The sequence below is a fragment of the Mycobacterium sp. NGS39 genome (genome assembly GCF_059812765.1).
This window is the reverse complement of sequence record NZ_JCALDH010000003.1, coordinates 350,272-374,056: the sequence shown is the minus strand read 5'-3', so window position 1 is coordinate 374,056 and position 23,785 is coordinate 350,272. Positions and strand designations below refer to the sequence as shown.

The 23,785-nt window shown below is 67.1% G+C and carries 29 protein-coding genes; 7 read left to right on the top strand and 22 right to left on the bottom strand.

Features of this window, described 5'->3' with window-relative positions; genetic code table 11:
- Window positions 1–6: 6 nt before the first annotated feature.
- Genes AC5Y39_RS06510 through AC5Y39_RS06485 form a run of 6 tightly spaced genes read right to left on the bottom strand, consistent with a single transcriptional unit; the run spans window position 7 to window position 5,890 of the window.
- On the bottom strand, window positions 7–1,680 hold the full coding sequence (locus AC5Y39_RS06510) for a ribonuclease J (protein WP_500016427.1): 1,674 nt from the start codon (window positions 1,678–1,680) through the stop codon (window positions 7–9).
- On the bottom strand, window positions 1,680–2,582 hold the full coding sequence (gene dapA / locus AC5Y39_RS06505; protein WP_500016426.1) for a 4-hydroxy-tetrahydrodipicolinate synthase: 903 nt from the start codon (window positions 2,580–2,582) through the stop codon (window positions 1,680–1,682). The genes AC5Y39_RS06510 and dapA overlap by 1 nt, the downstream gene beginning before the upstream one ends.
- Window positions 2,583–2,600: 18 nt before the next feature.
- On the bottom strand, window positions 2,601–3,353 hold the full coding sequence (gene thyX, locus AC5Y39_RS06500; RefSeq protein ID WP_500016425.1) for an FAD-dependent thymidylate synthase: 753 nt from the start codon (window positions 3,351–3,353) through the stop codon (window positions 2,601–2,603).
- A 43-nt stretch (window positions 3,354–3,396) separates the two neighbouring features.
- Window positions 3,397–4,608, bottom strand: coding sequence for a winged helix-turn-helix domain-containing protein (locus tag AC5Y39_RS06495; protein WP_500016487.1), 1,212 nt, complete (start codon window positions 4,606–4,608; stop codon window positions 3,397–3,399).
- Complete coding sequence (locus AC5Y39_RS06490) at window positions 4,605–5,093, bottom strand: dihydrofolate reductase (RefSeq protein WP_500016424.1); 489 nt, start codon at window positions 5,091–5,093, stop codon at window positions 4,605–4,607. The genes AC5Y39_RS06495 and AC5Y39_RS06490 overlap by 4 nt, the downstream gene beginning before the upstream one ends.
- The gene (locus AC5Y39_RS06485) at window positions 5,090–5,890 is read right to left on the bottom strand and encodes a thymidylate synthase (protein ID WP_500016423.1); all 801 of its coding nucleotides are present in this window, start codon (window positions 5,888–5,890) and stop codon (window positions 5,090–5,092) included. The genes AC5Y39_RS06490 and AC5Y39_RS06485 overlap by 4 nt, the downstream gene beginning before the upstream one ends.
- Window positions 5,891–5,932: 42 nt before the next feature.
- Between AC5Y39_RS06485 and AC5Y39_RS06480 the strand changes: the two genes are divergently transcribed.
- On the top strand, window positions 5,933–6,673 hold the full coding sequence (locus tag AC5Y39_RS06480) for a dienelactone hydrolase family protein (protein WP_500016422.1): 741 nt from the start codon (window positions 5,933–5,935) through the stop codon (window positions 6,671–6,673).
- Here the strand turns inward: AC5Y39_RS06480 and AC5Y39_RS06475 are convergent.
- The 5 genes from AC5Y39_RS06475 to aldR form a co-directional block, all read right to left on the bottom strand.
- Window positions 6,670–7,122: a hypothetical protein gene (locus AC5Y39_RS06475; RefSeq protein WP_500016421.1), complete on the bottom strand. Its 453-nt coding sequence runs from the start codon at window positions 7,120–7,122 to the stop codon at window positions 6,670–6,672. The genes AC5Y39_RS06480 and AC5Y39_RS06475 overlap by 4 nt on opposite strands.
- A gap of 15 nt (window positions 7,123–7,137) precedes the next feature.
- Complete coding sequence (locus AC5Y39_RS06470) at window positions 7,138–7,593, bottom strand: flavodoxin family protein (RefSeq protein ID WP_500016420.1); 456 nt, start codon at window positions 7,591–7,593, stop codon at window positions 7,138–7,140.
- Window positions 7,590–8,054 carry a hypothetical protein gene (locus AC5Y39_RS06465; protein WP_500016419.1) on the bottom strand — a complete coding sequence of 155 codons (465 nt, stop codon included), beginning with the start codon at window positions 8,052–8,054 and terminating at the stop codon, window positions 7,590–7,592. Before AC5Y39_RS06465 ends, AC5Y39_RS06470 begins: the two co-directional genes overlap by 4 nt.
- Entirely contained in the window at window positions 8,051–8,785 is a 735-nt protein-coding gene (dapB, locus tag AC5Y39_RS06460) for a 4-hydroxy-tetrahydrodipicolinate reductase (protein ID WP_500016418.1), read from the bottom strand. The genes AC5Y39_RS06465 and dapB overlap by 4 nt, the downstream gene beginning before the upstream one ends.
- A gap of 95 nt (window positions 8,786–8,880) precedes the next feature.
- The gene (gene aldR, locus AC5Y39_RS06455) at window positions 8,881–9,393 is read right to left on the bottom strand and encodes an HTH-type transcriptional regulator AldR (RefSeq protein WP_500016417.1); all 513 of its coding nucleotides are present in this window, start codon (window positions 9,391–9,393) and stop codon (window positions 8,881–8,883) included.
- Between the two features lie 89 nt (window positions 9,394–9,482).
- Between aldR and ald the strand changes: the two genes are divergently transcribed.
- Window positions 9,483–10,598, top strand: coding sequence for an alanine dehydrogenase (ald, locus tag AC5Y39_RS06450; protein WP_500016416.1), 1,116 nt, complete (start codon window positions 9,483–9,485; stop codon window positions 10,596–10,598).
- A 6-nt stretch (window positions 10,599–10,604) separates the two neighbouring features.
- On the opposite strand, the gene bla is transcribed toward ald, so the two are convergent.
- From bla to AC5Y39_RS06430, 4 genes are read right to left on the bottom strand one after another with little or no spacing between them, the layout of a single operon-like run.
- On the bottom strand, window positions 10,605–11,495 hold the full coding sequence (gene bla, locus AC5Y39_RS06445) for a class A beta-lactamase (protein WP_500016415.1): 891 nt from the start codon (window positions 11,493–11,495) through the stop codon (window positions 10,605–10,607).
- The gene (locus AC5Y39_RS06440; protein WP_500016414.1) at window positions 11,488–12,294 is read right to left on the bottom strand and encodes an SDR family oxidoreductase; all 807 of its coding nucleotides are present in this window, start codon (window positions 12,292–12,294) and stop codon (window positions 11,488–11,490) included. Before AC5Y39_RS06440 ends, bla begins: the two co-directional genes overlap by 8 nt.
- 3 nt (window positions 12,295–12,297) lie before the next feature.
- Window positions 12,298–13,602, bottom strand: a complete 1,305-nt coding sequence (locus AC5Y39_RS06435; protein WP_500016413.1) for a M16 family metallopeptidase — start codon at window positions 13,600–13,602, stop codon at window positions 12,298–12,300.
- Entirely contained in the window at window positions 13,580–15,829 is a 2,250-nt protein-coding gene (locus AC5Y39_RS06430; RefSeq protein WP_500016412.1) for a polyribonucleotide nucleotidyltransferase, read from the bottom strand. Before AC5Y39_RS06430 ends, AC5Y39_RS06435 begins: the two co-directional genes overlap by 23 nt.
- Window positions 15,830–16,139: 310 nt before the next feature.
- Between AC5Y39_RS06430 and AC5Y39_RS06425 the strand changes: the two genes are divergently transcribed.
- Entirely contained in the window at window positions 16,140–16,367 is a 228-nt protein-coding gene (locus tag AC5Y39_RS06425) for a type II toxin-antitoxin system Phd/YefM family antitoxin (RefSeq protein WP_500016411.1), read from the top strand.
- Window positions 16,364–16,759, top strand: a complete 396-nt coding sequence (locus tag AC5Y39_RS06420; protein ID WP_500016410.1) for a type II toxin-antitoxin system VapC family toxin — start codon at window positions 16,364–16,366, stop codon at window positions 16,757–16,759. The genes AC5Y39_RS06425 and AC5Y39_RS06420 overlap by 4 nt, the downstream gene beginning before the upstream one ends.
- A 12-nt stretch (window positions 16,760–16,771) precedes the next feature.
- On the opposite strand, the gene rpsO is transcribed toward AC5Y39_RS06420, so the two are convergent.
- Window positions 16,772–17,041, bottom strand: a complete 270-nt coding sequence (rpsO, locus tag AC5Y39_RS06415; RefSeq protein WP_500016409.1) for a 30S ribosomal protein S15 — start codon at window positions 17,039–17,041, stop codon at window positions 16,772–16,774.
- A 98-nt stretch (window positions 17,042–17,139) separates the two neighbouring features.
- Window positions 17,140–18,114, bottom strand: coding sequence for a bifunctional riboflavin kinase/FAD synthetase (locus AC5Y39_RS06410; RefSeq protein ID WP_499910355.1), 975 nt, complete (start codon window positions 18,112–18,114; stop codon window positions 17,140–17,142).
- A 136-nt stretch (window positions 18,115–18,250) separates the two neighbouring features.
- On the opposite strand from AC5Y39_RS06410, the gene AC5Y39_RS06405 reads away from it, so the two are divergent.
- On the top strand, window positions 18,251–18,955 hold the full coding sequence (locus tag AC5Y39_RS06405) for a metal-dependent transcriptional regulator (protein ID WP_499910353.1): 705 nt from the start codon (window positions 18,251–18,253) through the stop codon (window positions 18,953–18,955).
- Between the two features lie 28 nt (window positions 18,956–18,983).
- Here AC5Y39_RS06405 and truB read toward each other — a convergent pair whose 3' ends face one another.
- From truB to pptH, 3 genes are read right to left on the bottom strand one after another with little or no spacing between them, the layout of a single operon-like run.
- Complete coding sequence (gene truB, locus AC5Y39_RS06400; protein WP_500016408.1) at window positions 18,984–19,862, bottom strand: tRNA pseudouridine(55) synthase TruB; 879 nt, start codon at window positions 19,860–19,862, stop codon at window positions 18,984–18,986.
- A complete protein-coding gene (pptT, locus tag AC5Y39_RS06395) occupies window positions 19,859–20,518 on the bottom strand; it encodes a 4'-phosphopantetheinyl transferase PptT (protein WP_500016407.1) in 660 nt (219 codons plus the stop codon). Before pptT ends, truB begins: the two co-directional genes overlap by 4 nt.
- Window positions 20,515–21,447 carry an ACP phosphodiesterase PptH gene (pptH, locus tag AC5Y39_RS06390; protein WP_500016406.1) on the bottom strand — a complete coding sequence of 311 codons (933 nt, stop codon included), beginning with the start codon at window positions 21,445–21,447 and terminating at the stop codon, window positions 20,515–20,517. The genes pptT and pptH overlap by 4 nt, the downstream gene beginning before the upstream one ends.
- 104 nt (window positions 21,448–21,551) lie before the next feature.
- Here pptH and AC5Y39_RS06385 point away from each other — a divergent pair, with 104 nt between their 5' ends.
- On the top strand, window positions 21,552–22,136 hold the full coding sequence (locus AC5Y39_RS06385; protein ID WP_499910343.1) for a DUF3558 domain-containing protein: 585 nt from the start codon (window positions 21,552–21,554) through the stop codon (window positions 22,134–22,136).
- Window positions 22,137–22,159: 23 nt separating this feature from the next.
- On the opposite strand, the gene AC5Y39_RS06380 is transcribed toward AC5Y39_RS06385, so the two are convergent.
- Together AC5Y39_RS06380 and AC5Y39_RS06375 are read right to left on the bottom strand one after the other, a co-directional pair.
- Window positions 22,160–22,714 carry a DUF1802 family protein gene (locus tag AC5Y39_RS06380; RefSeq protein ID WP_500016405.1) on the bottom strand — a complete coding sequence of 185 codons (555 nt, stop codon included), beginning with the start codon at window positions 22,712–22,714 and terminating at the stop codon, window positions 22,160–22,162.
- The gene (locus tag AC5Y39_RS06375; RefSeq protein ID WP_500016404.1) at window positions 22,711–22,974 is read right to left on the bottom strand and encodes a DUF2277 domain-containing protein; all 264 of its coding nucleotides are present in this window, start codon (window positions 22,972–22,974) and stop codon (window positions 22,711–22,713) included. The genes AC5Y39_RS06380 and AC5Y39_RS06375 overlap by 4 nt, the downstream gene beginning before the upstream one ends.
- A gap of 23 nt (window positions 22,975–22,997) precedes the next feature.
- On the opposite strand from AC5Y39_RS06375, the gene AC5Y39_RS06370 reads away from it, so the two are divergent.
- Window positions 22,998–23,768 (top strand): enoyl-CoA hydratase, encoded by a 771-nt coding sequence (locus AC5Y39_RS06370; protein ID WP_500016403.1) that lies wholly within the window; start codon window positions 22,998–23,000, stop codon window positions 23,766–23,768.
- Window positions 23,769–23,785 lie beyond the last annotated feature (17 nt).

The following is a 23,785-nucleotide window of genomic DNA, read 5'->3' as shown; positions in this document are numbered from 1 at the left end:
GGTGGCTCAGACCTCGATGACCGTCGGCACGATCATCGGCTGACGACGGTATGTCTCGCCCACCCATTTGCCGACGGTGCGCCGCACCGCCTGGGCGATCCGCGTGGGCTCGGTGATCCGTTCCTGCGCAAGCAGTTCCAGCTCGGCTTCGACTTTGCGCATGGCCGGCTCCAGCGCCTTGGGGTCTTCCGAAAAACCGCGCGACATCAGATGCACGGGCGCGGCCGGCCGACCAGTCCCCCGACGCACCACCACCGTCACCGCCACGAAGCCAGACGACAGGATCAACCGCTCGCCGAGCGTCGCGTCCCCGACGTCGCCCAACACCAGCCCGTCGACGAACATCTTGCCGACGTGCACCGCTCCGGAGATGCGCGCCCTGCCTGCGACCAAGTCGACGCTGACACCGTTCTCCGCCAAGAGAATCGACTCGTCGGGCACACCGGTCTTGGCAGCCAGCGCGGCGTTGGCCCGCAGATGCCGCCAGGTGCCGTGCACGGGCATCACGTTGCGCGGCCGGACCCCGTTGTACAGGAACAGCAACTCCCCCGCGTGAGCGTGACCCGAAACATGCACTCGCACTTGATTATTGGTGACCACGCGAGCGCCGATCTTCGACAATGCGTCGATGACGCCGTACACCGCCTCTTCGTTGCCGGGAATCAGCGACGACGACAGCACGATGAGATCGCCTGCGGTCAGCGTGATGCTGCGGTGCTCGCCACGGCTCATCCGCGACAGCGCCGACATCGGCTCGCCCTGTGTGCCGGTGGTGATCAGCACCACCCGCTCGGGCGGCATCTCCTCGGCGGCGCCGATGTCCACAACGTCGTCGTCGGCGACCTGCAGGAACCCCAGCTCGCGTGCGATGCCCATGTTGCGCACCATCGACCGGCCGACGAATGACACCTTGCGGCCCAACGACACCGACGCGTCGATGATCTGTTGCACCCGGGCCACATTGGATGCGAAGCATGCGACGATCACGCGACCGTCGGCCGAGCGGATCAGCCGGTGCAGTGCGGGCCCGATCTCGCTTTCCGAGGGGCCGACACCCGGCATTTCGGCGTTGGTGGAGTCGACGAGCAACAGATCCACGCCGCTGTCGCCGAGGCGCGACATGCCGGGCAGGTCGGTCGGGCGACCGTCCAGCGGCAACTGGTCGAACTTGATGTCGCCGGTATGCAGAACGGTGCCGGCGCCGGTGTCGATCGCAATGGCCAACGCGTCAGGGATCGAATGGTTGACCGCGAAAAAGCGGCACTCGAACACGCCGTAGCGCTGCTTCTGCCCTTCGGAGACCTCGATCAACGTGGGCTTGAGGCGGTGTTCCCGGCACTTTTCGGCGACCAGCGCCAGAGTGAACTTCGAACCGACGACGGGGATGTCGCCGCGCAGTTTCAACAGGTACGGGATGGCGCCGATGTGGTCTTCGTGCGCGTGGGTGAGCAGCAGCGCATCCACGTCGTCGAGCCGGTCTTCGATGTGGCGCAGGTCGGGCAGGATCAAGTCGACCGCAGGTTCGTCGTGACCGGGAAACAGCACCCCGCAGTCCACGATCAACAGCCGGCCGAGGTGCTCGAAAACGGTCATGTTGCGGCCGATTTCGCCGATCCCGCCCAGTGCCGTCACGCGAAGCGCGCCGGGCGCCAACGGCCCCGGCGGCGTGAGCTCGGCCATCAGCGCAGGACCGCAGCGGCGCGCATGTCGGCGGCCAGCGCCTCGACTTCTGCTGGGCTGGCGACGACTTGGGGCAACCGCGGATCGCCGACGTCGATGCCCTGCAGGCGCAGGCCGGTCTTGACCATGGTGACACCGCCGAGCCGCTTCATCGCGTCGCACAGCGGGCTCAGCGACAGGTTGATCTTGCGGGCTGTCGCGACGTCTCCGGATTCGAACGCGGACAACAACTCTCGCAGCTGGCCGGCGGCCAGGTGGGAGATCACGCTGATGAAGCCGATGGCGCCCATGGCCAGCCACGGCAGGTTCAGCGGGTCGTCACCGGAGTAGTACGCCAGCTTGGTCGACGCGATGATCTCGGCGGCCCCGTGCAGATCGCCTTTGGCGTCCTTGACGGCGACGATGTTGGGATGGTCGGCCAGTGTGCGGATGGTGTCGAATTCGATGGGAATCACCGACCGCGGCGGGATGTCGTAGAGCACCACCGGCACATTCACCGCGTCGGCAACGGCGGTGAAGTGAGCGACCAGTCCGGACTGCGGCGGCCTCGAGTAGTAGGGGGTGACGACGAGGAGGCCGTGCGCCCCTTCGGCTTCGCATGCCTTGGCCAGCTTGATGCTGTGCGCGGTGTCGTAGGTGCCGGCGCCGGCGGTCACCTTGGCGCGGTCGCCGACGGCTTCCAGAACCGCGCGCAGCAGCGCGATCTTCTCCTCATCGGAGGTCGTGGGCGCCTCGCCGGTGGTGCCCGAAACCACGAGCCCGTCGCAACCCGAGTCGACGAGGTGGGTGGCCAGCCGCGCAGCGGCGGGCAGGTCCAGCGAGCCGTCTGGCGTAAAAGGCGTCACCATCGCGGTCAGCACGGTGCCAAGTCGCGCGCCGACGTCCATTCCGCTGGTGCTCACAGGCACTTAGGCTACCCGTCAAGCCTCGGTTGCCAGAGGAGACGTCGCGACCTCCGTCCCGTCGGCAAGCGTGGTGATCGCGAAGTCGGCGAACACCGCGGGCGCGACGTCGGCGAGCTGGCGCAGGCAGGCGATTGCCAGCCGGCGGATCTCCACGTCGGCGTGCTCACTCGCCCGCGTCGCGATGAAGTGCCGCCACGCCCGATAGTTGCCCGTGACCACGATGCGGGTCTCGGTGGCGTTGGGCAGCACCGCCCGCGCGGCCTGGCGGGCCTGCTTGCGTCGCAGTACGGCGTTCGGCTGGTCGGCGAACTTGGCTTCGAGCCTGTCCAGCAGCGTGGTGTACGCGTGCCGGCTGGCGTCGGCCGCGTCGAGGAACAGCTGCTGTAACTCCGGATCGTCTTCGATGCCCGGCGGCAGCACCACCTGTGATTCGCGCTCGTGGACGAAGCGCTGCGACAGCTGCGAGTAGGAGAAGTGCCGGTGGCGGATCAGCTCGTGGGTGCAAGAGCGCGAGATCCCGGTGATGTAGAACGACACCGACGCATGCTCGAGCACCGAGAAGTGCCCCACGTCGATGATGTGCCGCAGGTATGCGGCGTTGGTCGCCGTACGCGGGTTCGGCTTCGACCAGCTCTGGTAGCAGGCGCGGCCGGCGAATTCGAGCAGCGCCGGCCCGCCGTCCGCGTCAGTGCTCCACGGGACGTCGGGCGGCGCGACGAACTCGGTCTTCGCGATCAGCTGCACCTTCAGCGGCGCGGTCTGGGCCACGGTGCGCAAGCCTAACCGGCGATTTCGGTGCGCAAACAGGCGCTCAGCGCCGTTTTGCGCACCGAAATCGCAGCTCGCCGACCAAGTTGCCCCGCTCGCCGACGGTCACTTCGCTCAGCCCGAGCCACATCGCCATCTTCTGCAATTGCTCGGCCAACGCGGTGGCGACTCCCGACGGCGACTCCCCTGGCTCGACGAAAGCGCCGACGACGTGCAGTTTGTCGTCGGCGCGCTTGAGGTCGACGCGGCCGACCAGCCGGCCGTCGAGCAAGAACGGCCATACGTAATAGCCGTATCGACGCTGGGCCGCGGGCGTGTAGATCTCGATGCGGTAATGGAAACCGAACACCCGCTCAACACGGGGCCGGAAGAAGATCAGTGGGTCGAACGGGCACAGCAGCGCCGTGCCGCGGTCGCGACGGGGCACGGTCTGCCCGGTACGCAGATACGCAGGCGCCGCCCAATCCTCGACGTCGACGCGTTGCAGCTCACCCGCTGCCACCAGCGCGGCGATCGCAGGCTTGACCTGGCGGGCTGACAGCCGGAAGTAGTCGCGGATGTCAGCCTCAGTACCTACACCCAGTGCGGTCGCCGCCCGCAGCGTCAGCTGCCGGATAGCCTCCTCGTCGTCGACACGGCGCGCCAACACCTCCGGCGGCAGCACCCGCTCGGTCAGGTCGTAGTGACGTGCAAAACCCACGCGCCTCGCCGTCGTCAGTACTCCCGACGCGAACAAGGCCTCAGCCACCCATTTGGTGTCGCTGCGGTTCCACCACGCTCCTTTGGCGCGCCGCGGCTCGGATTCGAGATGCTCCTCGATCTGCCCAGCGGTGGCCGGGCCGAGTTCGGCGACCGCGGCGATGATGTCCTCGGCGAGCTGTGGATTGGCCTTGACGATGTGCTTGCCCCAGCGGCCGTACCGGTACTGGCGCATCCGCCAGCGCATCAGCGGCCAGTCGTCGACCGCCATCAACGCGGCCTCGTGCGCCCAGTACTCCACGAGCAACCGCGGCGAGCGAGCACTGTGACTCCACGCCGCCCGGTCCAGCAGCTCGCGATCATAGGGTCCCAGCCGGCTGAACACCGGCGCGTAATGAGCTCGGACCGCTACCGACACCGAATCAAGCTGCAGCACTTGGATTCTCGCTATCAAGCGACGCAGATGCGCACGGGTGACGCGTGCGGGTACGGGCTCGGCGAATCCTTGCGCGGCGACCGCGATCCGACGCGCGTGATCGCGGGTGAGGACCGTCATCGCCGACGGTAGGTGCTGAACCGGTAGCGCAGGCCACTGCGGCTCGACTGCCACTGCGAGTCCTCGGCAACCCAGCTCTCGTCGAGCACCGGAGCCACCGCGTCGTCGTCCTGCCGCGGGATGTCGAGGTCGATCTCCGTGACCTCGCACACCGACGCGTGGGGCAGCGCCAGCGGATAGATCTCCCCGCCGCCGATCACCCACACCTGCTCGCCGACAGTGAGCGCATCGTCCAGTGATGTGACGACGTCGGCTCCGTCGGCGACGTAGTCGGGTTGTCGGGTGACGACGACGTTCCGGCGCCCCGGCAGCGGACGAACCTTGGGCGGCAACGACTCCCAGGTGCGCCGGCCCATCACGACGGTGTGGCCCATGGTGAGATCCTTGAAGCGGGCCATGTCTTCAGGCAGGCGCCACGGGATGCCGCCCGCCCGGCCGATCACACCCGTATTCGTTTGGGCCCAGATCAGCCCAACGTGCGTCATACCGCCACGGGCGCCTTGATCGCCGGATGCGGGTTGTAGTTGAGTATCGCGACGTCGTCGTAGGTGTAGTCGAACAGCGAATCCCGCGGCGCGAGAACGAGTTCCGGGTACGGGCGAGGTTCGCGGCTCAGCTGCTCGGTGACTTGCTCGACGTGGTTGTCGTAGATGTGGCAGTCGCCGCCGGTCCAGACGAACTCGCCCACCTCCAGCCCGGCCTGCGCGGCCATCATGTGGGTGAGCAGCGCATAGCTGGCGATGTTGAACGGCACGCCGAGGAACAGATCGGCACTGCGCTGGTACAGCTGACAACTGAGCCGGCCGTCGGCGACGTAGAACTGGAACAGCGCATGGCACGGCGCCAGCGCCATCTTCGGGATGTCGGCCACGTTCCACGCGGAAACGATGATCCGCCGGGAGTTCGGGTCGGTGCGCAGCAACTCCAGCGCCGCGCTGATCTGGTCGATGTGCTCACCGCTCGGCGTCGGCCAGGACCGCCACTGCACGCCGTAGACCGGCCCTAAATCCCCTGTCTCCGAAGCCCATTCGTCCCAGATCGTGACGCCGTGCTCGCGCAGCCAGCCGACGTTGGAGTCGCCGCGCAGAAACCACAGCAGCTCGTAGATGACCGACTTGACGTGGACCTTCTTGGTGGTGATCAGCGGGAATCCGGCGGACAGGTCGTAGCGCAGCTGATGACCGAACAGGCTCTTCGTGCCGGTGCCGGTGCGGTCGGATTTCGGCGTTCCCCGCTCCATCACCAGGCGCAGCAGATCCTCGTAGGGCGTGGCGATCGGCACGTCGGTCAGCTTACTTGTCGGGATGGAAGGTAGAACGGAACCATGCCGAGCGTCGCCGCCACCGTCAGCACCCCGGATGGCTCCTGCCCCGTCACCCTGCACACGCCTCACGGCAGCGGTCCGTGGCCGGCCGTCGTCATGTACCCGGACGCCGGCGGCGTGCGCGACACGTTCCACGAGATGGCCGACACGCTGGCTGGGTTCGGTTACGCGGTGCTGCTGCCCGACGTCTACTACCGCCACCCCGGCTGGCGGCCGTTCGACCTGAAGACCGCGTTCAGCGACGCGGCTGAGCGCAAGCGGCTGTTCGGGATGATCGGCAGCATCAGTCAGGACATGATGGCCTCCGACGCGGCCGCGTTCTTCGACTTTCTCGAGCAGCGGCCCGAGGTGCGCGGGGACCGGTTCGGCGTGTGCGGCTATTGCATGGGCGGGCGGATCTCGGTGATCGTCGCGGGCCGGGTGCCTGATCGGGTCGCGGCGGCCGGGTCGATCCACGGCGGCGGGCTGGTCACCGACGGCGAAGACAGTCCGCATCTGCTTGCCGATCGGATGACCGCGACCGTGTACGTGGCCGCAGCCGAGAACGACGGGTCGTTCACAGCAGAGCAGGCGGAGATTCTGGACAAGGCACTCGAGGCCGCCGGGGTGCCGCACACGATCGAGACCTACCCTGCCGCACACGGTTTCGCGGTGCCGGACAACGTACCGTACAACCCGCGAGCCGCCGAGCGGCATTGGCTTGCGTTGCAGCGCTTGTTCGAGGCGGCGCTGCCGGGCTAGCGCTTCGGATGGCGCAGCAGCGCCGCCAGGCTGCGGCGCATGCCGCGGAATGCGTAGAACGCGGAAACGACGCAGATGGCGATCAGTACCACGAGCATTGGCAGCCAGTTGTTGCCGTGCTTGTCCTTGGTCCACCAGATGATGGTGAACAACACCGCGGAGATGAACAGGATGATGTCGCGCCAGTTGCCCTGGTAGCCGGCAGCGGCGGCTCTGAGTCGGCGAGTGCGTTCATTGGCCTCGACGAGATCGTCGATGCGCTGGTCGATCGTGCGCTGCAGCGCGGCACGGCGAGCAGTTTGCTCGGGCGGCAGGGCTTGCAACAACTCGATGTCTTGCTTGATCGTGCCTCGAAAGTCAGGGCCCTTCAGCTGGCCGGCCGCCAAACCCAGCATGGCTCCCCCGGCGAGGGGCGCGGCGCCGATTGCGAGTTCGGCAAGACCGGGCATGAGGCAGTCCTCTCGTCACTCCATCAACAGTGCGGCCAGCGTGCCACCGAGTTCATAGCCCTGTTCGCGCATTGCCGAAGTCACTGCGCCGGTGACTTCAAGGGTCCCGGCCGCCTTGGCCAGTTCCAGTCCGGTGGCGAGCTTCTCGACGGCCGCCGCCGCGCCGACGGTGTCGTTGTTGCCGTGCACCCATAGCCCATACGGCCGCCCGGCGACGTGATCGAGGCTTGGGTAATAGACGGTGTCGAAGAAGTGCTTGAGGGCACCGGACATGTACCCGAAGTTGGCCGTCGTACCGAACAGGTAGCCGTCGGCGTGCAGCATGTCGGGCAAGGTGGCCGCGAGTGCCGGCCGCACCACTACGTCGACGCCTTGAATGTCGGGGTCGTTGGCCCCGGCAAGAACAGCTTCCAGGAGCTCGCGGGTGGACGGCGACGGGGTGTGATGCACGACCAGCAGCGTCTTGGTCATCGTCTGGGCTCACGGGCTTGCATGTCGACGGCCTTGCTCATCGCCTCGTGGGCCCGAGCCCGGTCACCGGCATAGTCGTAGGCGCGAGCCAGCCGATACCACCGGCGCCAGTCGTCGGGATCGTGGTCGAGCTCTTCACGGACAGTGTCGAACAGCGCGTCAGCCGCATCGCGGCGGATCCGACCGGACGGCAGCCGCGGAAGCGCGCTGACGTCGAGCTCCATGCCGTCGTCCTGGATGAGGTGGGCCAGGCGCTGGTGAGCAAGACCGGCACGCAGCGTGCAGACCATCACCCAGAGCCCGATGAGCGGAAGAACCATCAGTGCCAGGCCGAGCCCGATCGCTGCGGCTCGGCCCGAGACGACGAGCGCGGTGGCGATCCGGCCCAGCATGACGAAGTAGACGATCAGCGCGACGCAGAAGAAACCGATCAGCAGCTGGATGCGGCGTGCGTCGTTCACAGGTCGAGCAGCGGTTCGATGCCGACGGTCAAACCCGGCCTTTCCCTGACGCGCCGCACCGCGAGCAGCACGCCGGGGACGAACGAGGTGCGGTCGATGCTGTCGTGACAAATGGTCAGCGTCTCCCCTTCGGTGCCGAACAGCACCTCCTGATGCGCGACGAGCCCGGCCAGCCGCACGGAGTGCACCGGGATGCCGTCGACGTCGGCGCCCCGTGCCCCTGGCAACGCGCTCGAGGTGGCATCGGGGTTGGGCGGCAGGTCTTTTCGCGCCTCGGCGATCAGCTTTGCGGTGCGCGTCGCGGTGCCCGACGGCGCGTCTGCCTTGTTGGGGTGGTGCAGTTCGATGACTTCGACCGATTCGAAGAACCGGGCCGCCTCTTGGGCGAAGCGCATCGACAGTACCGCGCCGATCGCGAAGTTCGGCGCAATCAGAACCGCCGTCTGAGGCTTGTCTCCAAGCCATTCTTCGACTTGCCGCAATCGTTCGTCGGTGAATCCGGTCGTGCCGACAACTGCGTGAATTCCGTTGTCTATCAAAAACTTCAGGTTATCCATCACGACATCGGGATGGGTGAAGTCGATGACGACTTCGGTGTCGGCGTCGACGAACAGCGACAGCGGATCACCGGCGTCGACCTCCGCGGAAAGCGTCAGATCGTCGGCCTTCTCGACGGCCGCGACCATCGTCGCACCGACCTTTCCCTTGGCGCCCAGTACTCCGACTCGCATGCCGTGCAGCCTACTGCCAGCCCCCAGCCCCGCGAGCGAGCGTGTCTGTACAGCGACACGCCGTCGTAGCTGGCATTTTCACGCACGTTCGCGCTCTACAAGGGTGCGCCGCCGCGCAGGTGCTCGAAGATCAGCGACGTCTGCGTGCCGGCGACATCGGGGTCTGCGTTGAGGTTTTCGACGACGAACGCCCGCAGGTCCTCGGTGTCGCACGCGGCGACGTGCAGCATGAAGTCGTCGGCTCCGGCCAGGAAGTACACATCGATCACCTGCGGCAGTTTGCGGATCTCGGCGATGAAGTGGCGGATGCGTCCGCGGGCGCTCGACTGCAGGCTCACGGCGATCATCGCCTGCAGCGGCCGGCCGATCGCCGCGGGATCGACGTCGGTGTAGAAGCCGCGGATGACGCCGATGTCCTGCAACCGGCGCAGGCGGCCATGGCATGTCGACGGCGCGATGCCGACCTGTTCCGCCAGCGCACTGTTGGCAATGCGCGCATCGTCGTGCAGGACGCCGAGAATTCGCCGGTCGACGTCGTCGAGTTGCGGCTGAACATTCTTCGGCCGCCCCTCGGGGTCTGCCTTGATCTCCGAGGATACTTGTGCCACACCGCGACTCTACAGAATTTCCTGCGGTGTGATTGCGCAGCCGACGAATGTTCTTCAGAATTGGGTCACCGGCCGATCAAGGAGCCAGCATGCGCGTCGGCGTCCCCACCGAACTCAAGAACAACGAATACCGGGTCGGGATCACGCCGGCTGGAGTAGCCGAGCTCACTCGCCGCGGACACGACGTCGTCGTCCAGGCGGGCGCCGGCCATGGCTCGTCGATCTCCGACACGGACTTCAAGTCCGCGGGCGCCCAGATCATCGCCGACCCCGAACGCGTCTGGGAACACGCGTTTCTGCTGCTGAAGGTCAAGGAGCCGATCGAAGCCGAATACCCGTTGATGCACCGCGGTCAAACGCTCTTCACCTACCTGCACCTCGCGGCGTCGCAGCCGTGCACCGAAGCATTGCTGCGCTCGGGCGTCACTGCGATCGCATATGAAACGGTGCAGACACCCGAGGGTGCGTTGCCTTTGCTGGCACCGATGAGCGAGGTCGCCGGACGACTCGCCACTCAGGTGGGCGCATACCACCTGATGAAACCGACCGGCGGCCGCGGCGTACTCATGGGCGGCGTGCCTGGCGTCGGGGCCGCCGATGTCGTGGTGATCGGCGCCGGCACTGCCGGCTACAACGCCGCGCGCATCGCCTGCGGCATGGGAGCACACGTCACCGTTTTCGACGTCGACGTCGCCAAGCTGCGCGCCCTCGACGCGGAGTTCGGCGGACGCATCAACACCCGCTATTCGTCAACCCTCGAGCTGGAGGGCGCGGTCAAGCGCGCTGACCTGGTGATCGGTGCGGTGCTCGTCCCCGGCGCGAAAGCACCCACGCTGATCTCCAATGCCCTTGTGGCGCAGATGAAATCCGGCGCGGTGCTGGTGGACGTCGCCATCGACCAAGGCGGCTGCTTCGAGGACTCCCGACCCACCACCCACGACGAGCCGACCTTCATCGTGCACGACACCGTCTTCTACTGCGTCGCCAACATGCCTGGTGCTGTGCCCCGCACGTCAACATTCGCGCTCATCAACGCCACGATGCCCTACGTAATCACACTCGCGGACTGCGGCTGGCGCGATGCATGCCGAGCGAATCCTGCACTGGCGAAGGGACTTTCGACGCACGAGGGCGCCTTGCTCAACAAGCAGGTGGCGCATGACCTCGGCCTGCCCTTCACCGACCCGGCGGCCGTGTTAGGTTAGCCGGCGTCAGGTGAGAGCGGAGAAGGCCAGCGAAGTCAGCTCGCCGATCAGCGCCCGGTCGTTGTCCGCCTTCGGATCGTCACCGGCCGTCCGGGTCATGATCGCCAGCAACAGCTTGCGTCCATCCGGCCCGTACGCGATGCCGACGTCATTGGTGCTGCCGTAGTCGCCGCTGCCCGTCTTGTCGGCGCTGGTCCATCCCTGCGGCAGTCCCGCGCGCATACTCGACGTCACATTGGCCCGCATCCAATCGTCGAGCTGCTGGCGACTGGACACCGTCAACGCCGTGCCGGTCAATAGATCGCGGTAGCCATTGCCCAGCGCCCGCGGGGTCGACGTGTCGCGCGGATCCCCCGGCAGCGCGGTGTTCAGTTCGGTCTCCCAGCGATCGAGGCGCGTCTGCTCGTCGCCGATGCTGCGCGCGAACGCGGTGATCTGACCCGGCCCACCGATTGTGGTCAGCAGCAGGTTCCCTGCGGTGTTGTCGCTGCGCTGCAGCGCTGCCGCACACAGCTGCCCGAGTGTCATCGCATGCCCGGCCTGTGGTTCGGTGACGGGCGAATTGGGCACGACCGCTTGCGGATCGACGAATACCTCGTCGCTCAGATGCAGTTCTCCGTGGTCGCAGCGTTGCAGTACGCTCGCCGCGGCGTAGCCCTTGAACGTCGAACACATCGCGAACGTGTCGTCGGCGTGGTACTCAGCTGAGCGCCCCGACGCGAGGTCCGACGCGAACAGCCCCACTCGGGCGTTGTGCCGACGTTCCAGAGCCGCGATCTGTTCGTCGAGCGCAGGCAGCGGCTCGGCCGGGTCGGCCAGCGTCGACTTCACACTGCACCCGGCGGCACTTATCAGCAGCGCACCGAGGAGCAGTCCGCGCCGCGACAGCTCAGCCATCGGCGGTCAAACTCCGGCGATACCGGCGCATTCCGGCGATCCACCCCTCGTAGTCAGAGCCCTTCATCCGGAACATGTCCAGCACTTCCGGGTGGGGCAACACCAGAAACCTGTTCTGTCGCACGGCATCCAACGTAGCCCTAGCCACCATCTCCGGCGTCAGCACCTCACCCGCACTAGTGACCGACCTGCCCGCCAATCTCCCATCGCTATCAGGGGATTCACGCAGCTCGGTCAGCAGCGCGGTCTCCACGCCCATCGGGCAGACGCAGCTGACGCCCACGCCGTCGTCGCCGTAGGTGATCGCCAACCACTCCGCGAAGGCGAGCGCCGCATGTTTGGACACCGCATACCCGGCGGCACCGAGTTGAGTCAGCAGCCCGGCGGCCGACGCCACCGACACGAAGTAGCCGGAGCCGCGCGACACCCAGGCCGGAATCAGCTGCCTGACTGCCCGGATATGCGCACGCAGGTTCACGTCGAGCACCCGGTCCCAGTCCTCGTCGCCGGTGCCCAGCCCGGGCGCTCCACCGATGCCCGCGTTCGCGACGTAAATGTCTACACCGCCGAATTCCGTTGTGGCCAAATCGATCAGCTCGGCGATGTCAGCCTCCACGCTGGCGTCGCCCTCGCATGCCACTGCATCCCCCGAGATCGACTCGGCCGTCCGCTGCGCCGCCCGGCCGTCGACATCACCGACCACCACACGCGCACCCGACTCAGCGAGCGCGATGGCCAGCGCTCGCCCGATACCCGACCCCCCGCCGGTGACAACTGCCACCTTGCCTTCGATGTCCATTTCTCAGATCTTCCGCAGCCGTTGCGGCAGTTGACGTTTCGATTTGTACGGCCCCAACACCGCGGCCCCGAACGGTCCGGCCAGCACCCGCCGCGCCACGGCGTTCACCTGGTCGAGAGTGACGCCGTCGATCTGGCCGAGCGTGTGCTCGATGCTGCGGTGCTCGCCGTAGTTCAGTTCACTGCGGCCGATCCGGTTCATCCGCGACGCCGAATCCTCAAGCCCAAGAACCAGATTGCCGCGAAGCGAGCCCTTCGCGATGCGGCATTCCTCGGCGGTGATCCCGTCCCGCGCGACATCGTCGAGTACCGACATGGTGACGTCGACGACGTCACCGAATCGGTCCGGCAGGCATGCCGCGTAGACGGACAGGGCCCCGCTCTCGGCGAACGTGTCGACCGTCGAGTACACGCTGTACGCGAGCCCGCGTTCCTCACGGATCTGTTGAAACAGCCGAGAACTGAGCCCTCCACCGATCGCCGTATTGAGCACCGCCAGGGCCCAGCGATGCTTCCAGTGCCGCCCGGGACAGCGCACTCCGAGCATCATGTGCGTCTGATCGGCATCGCGTGGACACAGCTTCGAAGTCGGGCGCCCCGGCACCCGCCCGGCGCCTTTGCGCGGCGGTACCGGAGTGCGCCCACGCTGCAACCGGGCACCGAAGTACTGGCGTACCAACGACAGGACGTGGTCGTGCTCGACGTTGCCGGCCACCGCCACCACCATCCGCTCGGGCGTATAGCGCCGCACATGGAACGAATGCAGCTGTGCGCGCGTCATTCCCGATACCGACTCATGCGTGCCGATCACGGGCCGGCCCACCGGGTGCGACCCGAACAGTGCGCTCAGGAACACGTCGGCGATCGCGTCCTCGGGATCGTCGTCGCGCATCGCGAGTTCTTCGAGTACGACGTCGCGTTCGAGTTCGACGTCGTCGGGCGAGCAGATCCCGTTGAGCACCACGTCGGCGACGAGATCGACCGCCAACTCGAGATCGGCGTCGAGCACGTGGGCGTAGTAGCAGGTGTGCTCTTTGGCCGTGAACGCGTTCAGCTCACCGCCGACCGCATCGACGGCCTGCGCGATCTGCACCGCGGTGCGGGTAGGCGTCGCCTTGAACAACAAGTGCTCGAGGAAATGCGCCGCCCCCGCCACGCTGGGCCCTTCGTCGCGGGACCCGACACCCACCCAGACACCCACCGACGCCGAGCGGACGCCGGGCAGGCATTCGGTGACGACGCGCAGACCGCCGGGAAGTGTGGTGCGCCGGAGGTCGGCGCCGGCGTTACGGGCCGGTGTGCGCGGCATCCGCTGGCGCAGGCGAGGCCTCGGCTGAATCGTCGTCGGAAACCAGGATCAGCGAGATCTTGCCGCGGTTGTCGATGTCGGCGATCTCCACCCGCAGCTTGTCGCCGACGTTCACCACGTCCTCGACCTTCGCGATCCGCTTGCCCTTGCCGAGCTTGGAGATGTGCACCAGCCCGTCGCGCCCGGGCAGCAGCGACACGAACGCGCCGAAGTCGGTGGTCTTGACCACCGTGCCCAGGAACCGCTCGCCCACCTTGGGCAGCTGCGGGTTGGCGATCGCGTTGATCCGGTCGATCGCGGCCTGCGCCGACGGGCCGTCGGTGGCGCCGACGAACACGGTGCCGTCGTCCTCGATCGAGATCTGGGCGCCGGTCTCCTCGGTGATCGAGTTGATCATCTTGCCCTTCGGCCCGATGATCTCGCCAATCTTGTCCACCGGCACCTTGATCGTGGTGACGCGCGGCGCGTACGGGCTCATCTCGTCAGGCCGGTCGATGGCCTCGGCCATCACGTCCAGGATGGTCAGCCGCGCATCCTTGGCCTGCGCCAACGCATTGGCGAGCACCTTCGACGGAATGCCGTCGAGCTTGGTGTCGAGCTGCAGCGCGGTCACGAAGTCCTTGGTGCCGGCGACCTTGAAGTCCATGTCGCCGAAGGCGTCTTCGGCACCCAGGATGTCGGTCAGCGCGACGAACCGCCGCTCGGTGCTGCCGTCGTCCAGCTCGACGTCGTCGGACACCAGACCCATGGCGATGCCGGCCACCGGCGCCTTCAAGGGCACACCCGCGTTCAGCAGCGCCAAGGTCGACGCACACACCGAGCCCATCGAGGTGGAACCGTTGGAGCCGAGCGCCTCGGACACCTGCCGGATCGCATACGGGAATTCCTCGACCGACGGCAGCACCGGCACCAGCGCCCGCTCCGCCAGTGCGCCGTGACCGATCTCGCGCCGCTTCGGCGAGCCCACGCGGCCGGTCTCGCCGGTGGAGTACGGCGGGAAGTTGTAGTGGTGCATGTAGCGCTTGGTGGTTTCCGGGCCCAGCGAGTCGATCTGCTGGGCCATCTTCATCATGTCCAGCGTGGTGATGCCGAGAATCTGGGTCTCACCGCGCTCGAACAACGCGCTGCCGTGCGCCCGGGGCACCACGGACACCTCGGCGCTCAACGCCCGGATATCGGTGATGCCGCGGCCGTCGATGCGGAAGTGATCAGTCAGAATACGTTGGCGCACAAGCTTTTTGGTGAGCGACCGGAACGCCGCAGAGATTTCCTTCTCGCGGCCTTCGTAGGTGTCGGCGAGTCGGGTGAGAACCTCGGCGCGGATCTCTTCGGTGCGTTGATTGCGCTCGACTTTGCCCGGGATCGTCAGCGCCTGGGTCAGGTCGTCAGTGGCCACCGACGACACGGCGTAGTAGACGTCGTCGCTGTACTCGGGGAAGACCGGGTACTCGGCGGTCTCCTTGGCGGCGCGATCGGCCAGCTCCTGCTGAGCCGCGCACAGCGCCTTGATGAACGGCTTGGCCGCTTCCAGGCCTTCGGCCACCACCGACTCGGTGGGTGCCTGTGCACCGCCGTCGATGAGCTCGATGACGTGCTCGGTGGCTTCCGCCTCGACCATCATGATCGCGACGTCGTCACCCACCACGCGGCCGGCGACCACCATGTCGAACACCGCCCGCTCGAGCTGCGCGACTGTGGGGAACGCGACCCAGGTGCCGTCGATCAGCGCCACGCGAGCGCCGCCGACCGGGCCGGAGAACGGCAGACCGGCCAGCTGCGTGGAAGCCGACGCGGCGTTGATGGCGAGCACGTCGTAGAGATCGTCGGGATCCAGCGACAGGATGGTCACCACCACCTGTACCTCGTTGCGCAAGCCGTCGACGAACGACGGGCGCAGCGGGCGGTCGATGAGCCGGCACGTCAGAATCGCGTCGGTGGAGGGCCGACCCTCACGGCGGAAGAACGAGCCCGGGATGCGGCCGGCGGCGTACATGCGCTCTTCCACGTCGACGGTGAGCGGGAAGAAGTCGAAGTGCTCTTTGGGTTGCTTGCTCGCGGTGGTGGCCGAGAGCAGCATGGTCTCCTCGTCGAGGTAGGCGACCACGGCGCCGGCGGCCTGCTGGGCCAGCCGGCCGGTTTCAAAGCGGATGGTGCGGGTGCCGAAGCTCCCGTTGTCGATGGTGGCGGTTGACTCGAAAACGCCCTCGTCGATTTCGGCTACAGACATGACAGTCCGGGGGCCTTCCTTCGTTCGGTTGTCGTCGCACGAAGGCAGTGGCAGGCAACCTGAACGGCATCGGCCTGATGCGGCTACGGCCGTCGATCGAAGCGGCCGGACTCTGTATGGGGAGCCCGACAGCCACTACCGAAGACCGCCCGATGCAGGCTGGCCACTGTCTGACATGCGAGTCCGAGCCGGATGGCTCGGAACGTGCCTTACTTTACACCGGGGCTGGTGGCAACCCTATTTCGCACCGAGCTCCGTCCGGCCCGGGGCGTCTGACGACTTAGTCCACGACTTAGTCTATCCTGGCGCTATGGAGGTCGGCGTCCACGAGGCGAAGACTCACTTCTCGAAACTGCTGCGGCGGGTAGAAGCCGGCGAGGAAATCACCATCGTGCGCGGCGGTGAGCCGGTTGCGGTACTGGTGCCGAGTCCCGCTCGACGGAAGCGTGAATTCGGCGTCGACGTCGGCAGGTTCGTCGTCCCCGATGACTTCGACGCCCCTCTGCCCGACGACGTGTTGCAGACGTTCGAAGCGTGAGATTGCTGCTCGACACCCATGTGTGGTTGTGGCTGCAAACCGACCCCACCCGCATCAGCCGACAGGTGCTGGCGCTGCTTGAAGACCTCGGCAACGAGCTCGTGCTGTCGTCGGCCAGTTCCTGGGAAATCGCGATCAAATACGAGCTCGGCAAACTACCGCTGCCCGAGCCGCCCGCCGACTACGTGCCCGATCGGATGCGGCGGTCCGGCGTCGTACCCCTTGCCGTGACTCACAGCCATGCGCTGCGAGTAGCGCAACTGCCGCCGATACACAAAGATCCGTTCGATCGCATGCTGGTCGCACAGGCCGCGCTGGAGGACCTCGAGATCGTGACGGCCGATCCCGTGTTCAGTCGATACCGCGTGCCGGTGCGCCCAGCCCGAGATTGACCGCAGGCAGCGTCAGCGGCGCATGCCGAGGCGGTCGATCAGCGACCGGTACCGCTCGACGTCGATCTCGGCGAGGTACTTGCCCAGCCGGCGGCGCCGGCCGACCAGCAGCAGCAGGCCACGCCGCGAATGGTGGTCGTGCTTGTGCACCTTGAGGTGCTCGGTGAGATCGTTGATCCGCCGAGTCAGCAGCGCCATCTGGGCCTCCGGCGAGCCGGTGTCGGTCTCGTGCAGGCCGTATTCCTTCAGGATTTCTTTCTTCTGTTCGGCAGTGAGCGCCACGAATTCAACTCCATACGTCGGTCCGCGATCTTCGAAATCGGGCGAGGCCGCCGCGGACTGCAGCACGTCGCCATGTCGGCGGCGAGTTTAGCAGGACGTCACTGGGCGGACAGAATCGTGCGGGCCCGCTCGGTGTCCTTCTCCATCTCGCTGATCAACTCCCCGACCTCGGCGAACTTGCGCTGCCCGCGGATGCGGGCGACGAAGTCGACGGCGACGTGCTGGCCGTAGAGGTCGGCGGAAGTGTCCAGCACGTAGGCCTCGACGGTGCGGGTGCGCCCGGAGAACGTCGGGTTGGTGCCGACGGACACGGCGGCCTGATACCGCTCGCCCGGCACGACCGACCCGACAACGGGCCCGTGCCCGAGCACGGTGAACCATGCCGCGTACACGCCGTCCGCCGGAATCGCCGCATACATCGGCGGCGCGACGTTCGCGGTCGGGAAGCCCAGCACCCGTCCGCGGCCGTCACCACGCACCACGACGCCCTCGACGCGATGCGGGCGGCCCAGCGCCTCGGCCGCAGCCACGACGTCACCGGCGTCGACGCAGGACCGGATGTAGGTGGACGAGAACGTCACCGTCTGGTCGTCGTGGTGCTCGGCGACCAGCGACATCGCCCGCACCGCGAACCCGAACCGCTCCCCCGCCTGCCGCAGCGTCTCGACATTTCCTGCCGCCTTCTTGCCGAACGTGAAGTTCTCCCCGACCACGACCTCCACCACGTGCAGCCGCTCCACCAGCAGCTCGTGGATGTAGCGCTCCGGCGTGAGCTTCATGAACTCGGCGGTGAACGGCACCACCAGGAACACGTCGATGCCGAGTTCCTCGACGAGCTCGGCACGGCGGGTCAGCGTGGTCAGCTGGGCCGGATGGCTGCCCGGGAAGACCACTTCCATGGGGTGCGGATCGAAGGTCATCAGCACCGTCGGCACGCCTCGCGACCGTCCTTCTTTGACCGCGGTCGCAATCAGTTCCTGATGGCCCCGATGTACGCCGTCGAACACCCCGATCGTCAGGACACATCTGCCCCAGTCAGTGGGGATCTCCTCCTGACCGCGCCAGCGCTGCACAGCGGCAAGCCTACGACCCGCGCGAGGAGCGCTCGCGCGAAGAGCCGACCCGCGCGATGAGCGCTTGCGCGAAGAGCCGACCCGCGAGCGCGCGCGACATCCCCGCTATCGCCCGCCAGTGCCTACACTTTCACCCGTGACTGCTGCCGACGACGCCCGTGGGCTGACGTCGGTCGCCCAGGACTACCTGCGGGTTATCTGGAAGGTCCAGGAGTGGTCCGGCGACAAGATCAGCACCAAAATGCTCGCCGAGCGGCTCGGGGTGTCGGCCAGTACCGCCTCCGAGACCATCCGCAAGCTCGCCGACCAGGGTTTGGTGGAGCACGAGAAGTACGGGGCGGTGACGCTGACCGAGCGTGGCCGGCGCGCCGCGGTGTCGGTGGTGCGGCGGCACCGGCTGCTGGAGACGTTCCTGGTGCAGGTGCTCGGCTACAGCTGGGACGAAGTCGACGACGAAGCCGAGGTACTCGAGCACGCGGTCAGCGACCTGATGATGTCGCGGATCGACGCGAAACTCGGTCATCCGCAACGTGACCCGCACGGCGACCCCATTCCGACGCTCGACGGCCGGGTGCCGACGCCGCCCGCGCGGCAGCTGTCCGAATGCGCAGACGGCGACCACGGCTCGGTGGCCCGGATCTCCGACGCGGACCCCGAGATGCTGCGCTACTTCGATTCCGTCGGGATCGCGCTGGACTCGCATCTGACGGTGCTGGCTCGACGAGACTTCGCCGGAACACTGTCGGTGGCGATCGACGACGGCCACGACGGCGACCCCGGTAACCGCACAGTGGAGTTGGGACACCCTGCCGCAGAGTCGATTTGGGTGGTTCCCTGCTGACGCGGCCCCAGCGGGTGCACGCTCGGCGCTACAGCGTTGCCGGCCACAGCACCACCACGGATTTCGTCCGCTCGGCTTCGTCACGCAACAGCGCGATCACTGTACCGTCAGGAGCCGTTGCCGCGTAGACCCCGTCGATGCCGGCCGACGCCAAAGCCCTTCCGTGCCGGGCAGATTCGGCCTCCTCGGCACTGAGATCCCTGCGCGGGAAGCAGAGCAGGCACGCCTCGTCGAGCGAATACGACAGCCGCGGGTGGGCCGCAAGCTCCTCGAGCGTGTGAGCATGCTCGACACTGAAGGGACCGACCCTGGTGCGCCGCAGCGCAATCAGATGCCCGCCGACTCCCAGCGCCGCGCCGACATCGCGGGCCAGCGCGCGGATGTATGTGCCTGACGAGCAGTCCACCGCGACGTCGACGTCCACGAACCCGTCGGCGCGGCGAATCTGCAATACGTCGAAGCGGTCGATCCGCACCCTGCGCGCAGCCAGCTCGACGGCCTGGCCTTCGCGAGCCAGCCGATACGCCCGCTTGCCGCCCACTTTGACCGCGCTCACCGCCGCCGGCACCTGCTCGATTTCGCCCCGAAACGACGCAACCGCGGTGCGGATCGCATCGTCGGTCACTGCATCGGCGGGCGTCGTCGCCACCACGTCACCGTCGGCGTCGTCGGTGGTAGTGGTCTGCCCCAGCCGCATCGTCGCGGCATACGACTTGGTTTCGGTGGTCAGCAGGCCAAGAATCTTGGTCGCGCGCTCCACGCCCACCACCAGCACACCGGTGGCCATCGGGTCCAGCGTGCCGGCGTGCCCGACCTTGCGCGTGGAAAAGATCCGCCGGCAGCGGGCCACGACGTCGTGGCTGGTCATACCGGCGGGCTTGTCGACGACGACCAGGCCTGCACTCACAGCACGATCGCCGTCAGCGCCAACCCCTGCCGCACCGACCACCGACCGCGCAACGCTTTCAGCGGCGGCCCCGACAACGCCGTCGGGTCGATCAAGATCTGCGATACGAACTCGCCGCCGGCGCCGTCGGCGTCGACGTCGAAGACGATGTGGGCGTCTTCGAAACCCAGCCATCGGCGAGTCAGCGGAAACCACGCTTTGTACGTTGCTTCCTTGGCGCAGAACAGGATTCGATCCCAATGCAGACCGGGAGGGAGGGTGGCCAGCTGCCGCCGCTCGGCGGGAATGCTGACCGCGTCGAGCACGCCGTCGGGAAGGACGTCGTGCGGCTCGGCGTCGATGCCAATCGACCGAACATCAGTGGCCCGGCCGACAACCGCACCGCGGAAACCTTCGCAGTGCGTCAGGCTGCCCACCACGCCGTCAGGCCAGCACGGTTCTCCCTTGTCCCCCTTGAGGATCGGCACGGGCGGGATGCCGAGCCTGCCCAGCGCCACCCGGGCGCAGTGGCGTGCAGTGACGAACTCGTTGCGCCGCTTGGCAACCGACCGCGCGATCAGCGGCTCCTCGTCTGCCAGCGGCGCCAGATCCGGTGGGTCGCAATACAACTCGGCTGCGGCCACCGTCTCGGGCACAAGGCTCGTGATCAGACTCATTTGCGCCGCGCCTCGATCCGCTCGCGCACCCGCTGCGCATTGGCGCGCATCTCCGGCGTGATCACGAAGTGGCCGCCGAACTCGTTGAGGTAGCCCGGCGCGTACTGCGGGTCGGGCAAGACCTGCCGCAGCCACCGATACGGCTTGCGGCGCCGCCACTCTCGCGGATAGCCCACCGACACCTCTTCGAACCGTACGCCGTCATACCACGTGGTCCGCGGAATGTGCAGGTGCCCGTAGACCGAGCAGATCGCGTTGTAGCGGGTGTGCCAGTCGGCGGTGGCGGTGGTGCCGCACCACAGCGAGAACTCGGGATAGAACAGCGCCTCGCACGGCTCGCGCACCAGCGGGAAATGGTTCACCAGCACCGTCGGTGTCATCCAGTCGAGCTGCTCGAGTCGTTTCCGCGTGACGGCCACCCGGTCACGGCACCAGGCGTCGCGGGTGGCGTACGGCTCCGAGGACAGCACGAACTCGTCGGTGGCCACCACGTTGGCCTCGCGGGCGATGGCCAGACCTTCGGCCTTCGACGACGCGCCGGCCGGCAGGAACGTGTAGTCGTAGAGCAGGAACATCGGCACGATCGTCGCGGGCCCACCCTCGCCGGTCCACACCGCGTACGGGTGCTCGGGGGTGAGGATGCCCATCTGGTCGCACATTTCGACCAGGTAGTCGTAGCGGGCGCGGCCGAACAGCTGCACCGGGTCCTTGCTCGTCGTCCACAGCTCGTGGTTGCCGGGCACCCAGAACACCTTGGCGAACCGGCGACGCAACAGGTCCAGCGACCAGCGGATGTCGTCGGTGCGCTCGGCGACGTCACCGGCGACGATCAGCCAGTCGTCCGGCGACGACGGATACAGCGACTCGGTGACCGGCTTGTTTCCCACGTGACCGGTGTGCAGGTCACTGACAGCCCAAAGTGTCGCCACAACCGACCAGGGTAGCCAACTAGAACAGGTTCTCGTTTACCGTCGTGCCCGCCTTGTCGCGCTTGTACACTCCCCCTGCGGGGATGCCGAACGGAGGGGCTGCGATGGCGACCAGGCTGCGGCTGTTCGCGGTGATGTGTGCGGTGGTCGCGGCGGTGGTGGTGGCTTGGCAGGCCGCCCCCGGGGGCCTGACCTCTCCACCGGACGTGCAGCTGCGGTCCACGGCCGTGCCGTTGGATACGCCGAGCACCACGATCAAGTCGCCGGTGATCGACTTCAACAATCCGCGCCCGTTCGACCCGTGCCAGGACATCCCGATGGACGTGATCCAGCGGCTCGGTCTGGCGTTCACGCCGCCCGAACCGGAAGACGGGTTGCGCTGTCACTTCGACGCCGCCAACTACCAGATGGCGATCGAACCGATCGTCTGGCGCAGCTACGAACAGAGCCTGTCCTCCGATGCGGTCGAGACCACGATCGCAGGGCATCGCGCAGCATGGTTCTGGGTGATGAAGCCCACCGACTGGAACAACCGCTGGTGGTTTTCCTGCATGGTGATGTTCGAGACCAGCTACGGAGTGATCCAGCAGTCGCTGTTCTTCTCGCCGATCTACTCCAACCCTGACGTGGACTGCCCGACCGAAAACATGACCCGGGCCCAGCAGCTGGCGCCGTACTACAAGTTCTGAGCCGAAGTTCTCAAGCCGAACTTTTAATCCAGTGCGCAGCGCACTTCTTCGGCGATTCGCTGCAGCGTCGCGTCGTCGTGTACCGGCGGACCCCACGTCGGCTGCACCGGTAGCTCCACCCAACTCGTGCAGCCCGCGTAATCGGCCGTACGAACGAGCCGCACCGGGTTCGTCAGCGGGCAAGCCTGCACCACCAGCACAGTCAGCCGGTGCTTCGGGCGGAAGTCGAGCCGGTCCTCGCGGATCGACCGGTCGGTCCAGATGTGCAACGGCTCGATCTCCTGCAACCCGTCGATCCGCGAAACCTGCACTGCGGCAACCACTCTCGCGCCGGCCCGTACTACCACGTGGGCCTCTCCGCTGTCTGCCGCCGCCGGGGCCAGCAAGTCTCGGTGTTCGGGCCGCACGCGTTCGGCATGGCTGTGGGCGACCGTCGGGAACAGCAGAAACCGGTCCGCCGCCACGTCGAAGCGCTTCTCGCCGATACCGCCCTTGCGCAACAGCACGGTCTGGCGGCCGTCGAGCAGCGCATGCACCGCCGCGCTCCATTCCTTGAGCGCGGGCGTCGTCGGGGTCATACCCGCAGCCGGGCGCGCACTTCCGGACGACGCAACGGCGGCACCGTCTTCGGCGGTTGTTTGCGCGGCGGCAACAGTGACAGCAGCCGCGAGGTCGACGCGGCGACTTCGGCGACCGCGGTCTCGAACGCGTCCACGTTGGCGGCCGACGGGCGGGTGATTCCGCTGACCTTGCGCACGTACTGGCGGGCGGCGGCCTGGATCTCCTCGTCGGTGGCAGCGGGTTGCAACCCGCGCAGCTCGGTGATGTTTCGGCACATGTCCACGACGATAGGCTCAGCGGATGTCCGACGACGTCCTGCTCATCGAAACCTCCGACCGGATCCGTACGCTCACGCTGAACCGCCCGCGGGTTCGCAATGCGCTCAGCAAGGAGCTGCAGGACAAGCTGTTCGCGGCGCTGGCTCAGGCGGAAAGCGACGACGACGTAGACGTGGTGATCCTGACCGGCACCGATCCGGCGTTCTCGGCCGGCGTGGACCTCAAGGAGATCAGCACCAGCCTCGGCGATTCCCGCGACAGCCTGTCGAAGGTGCGGTGGCCGGCGCTGTCCAAGCCCGTGATCGGTGCGATCAACGGGGTGTGCGTAACCGGCGGCTTCGAGCTGGCGCTGAGCTGTGACATCCTGATCGCCTCGGAGAACGCCCGATTCGCCGACACGCACGCGCGGGTCGGCCTGCTTCCCGGCTGGGGCATGTCGGTGCGGCTGCCGCAGCTGGTCGGGCGCGGCATGGCCTACCGGATGAGCCTCACCGGCGACTACGTGAACGCCTATGACGCGCTGCGTATCGGGCTGGTCACCGAGGTGGTGCTGCACGACGAACTGATGAGCACCGCACGGGCGGTCGCCACGTCGATCGTCAACAACAACGGCGCCGCGGTACGCGCATATCTGGCGTCGTATCACCGCATCGACGAAGCGCAGTCTCGCGAGGCCTTCGCGATCGAGCAGGAGTCGGCACAGCAATGGCTGCGCACGAACGCCAGCAGCGACGACATCGCAGCCAACCGCGAGGCCGTCATCAAGAGAGGCCGCGCGCAGGTTCACGACTGATACTTCGCGACCAGTAG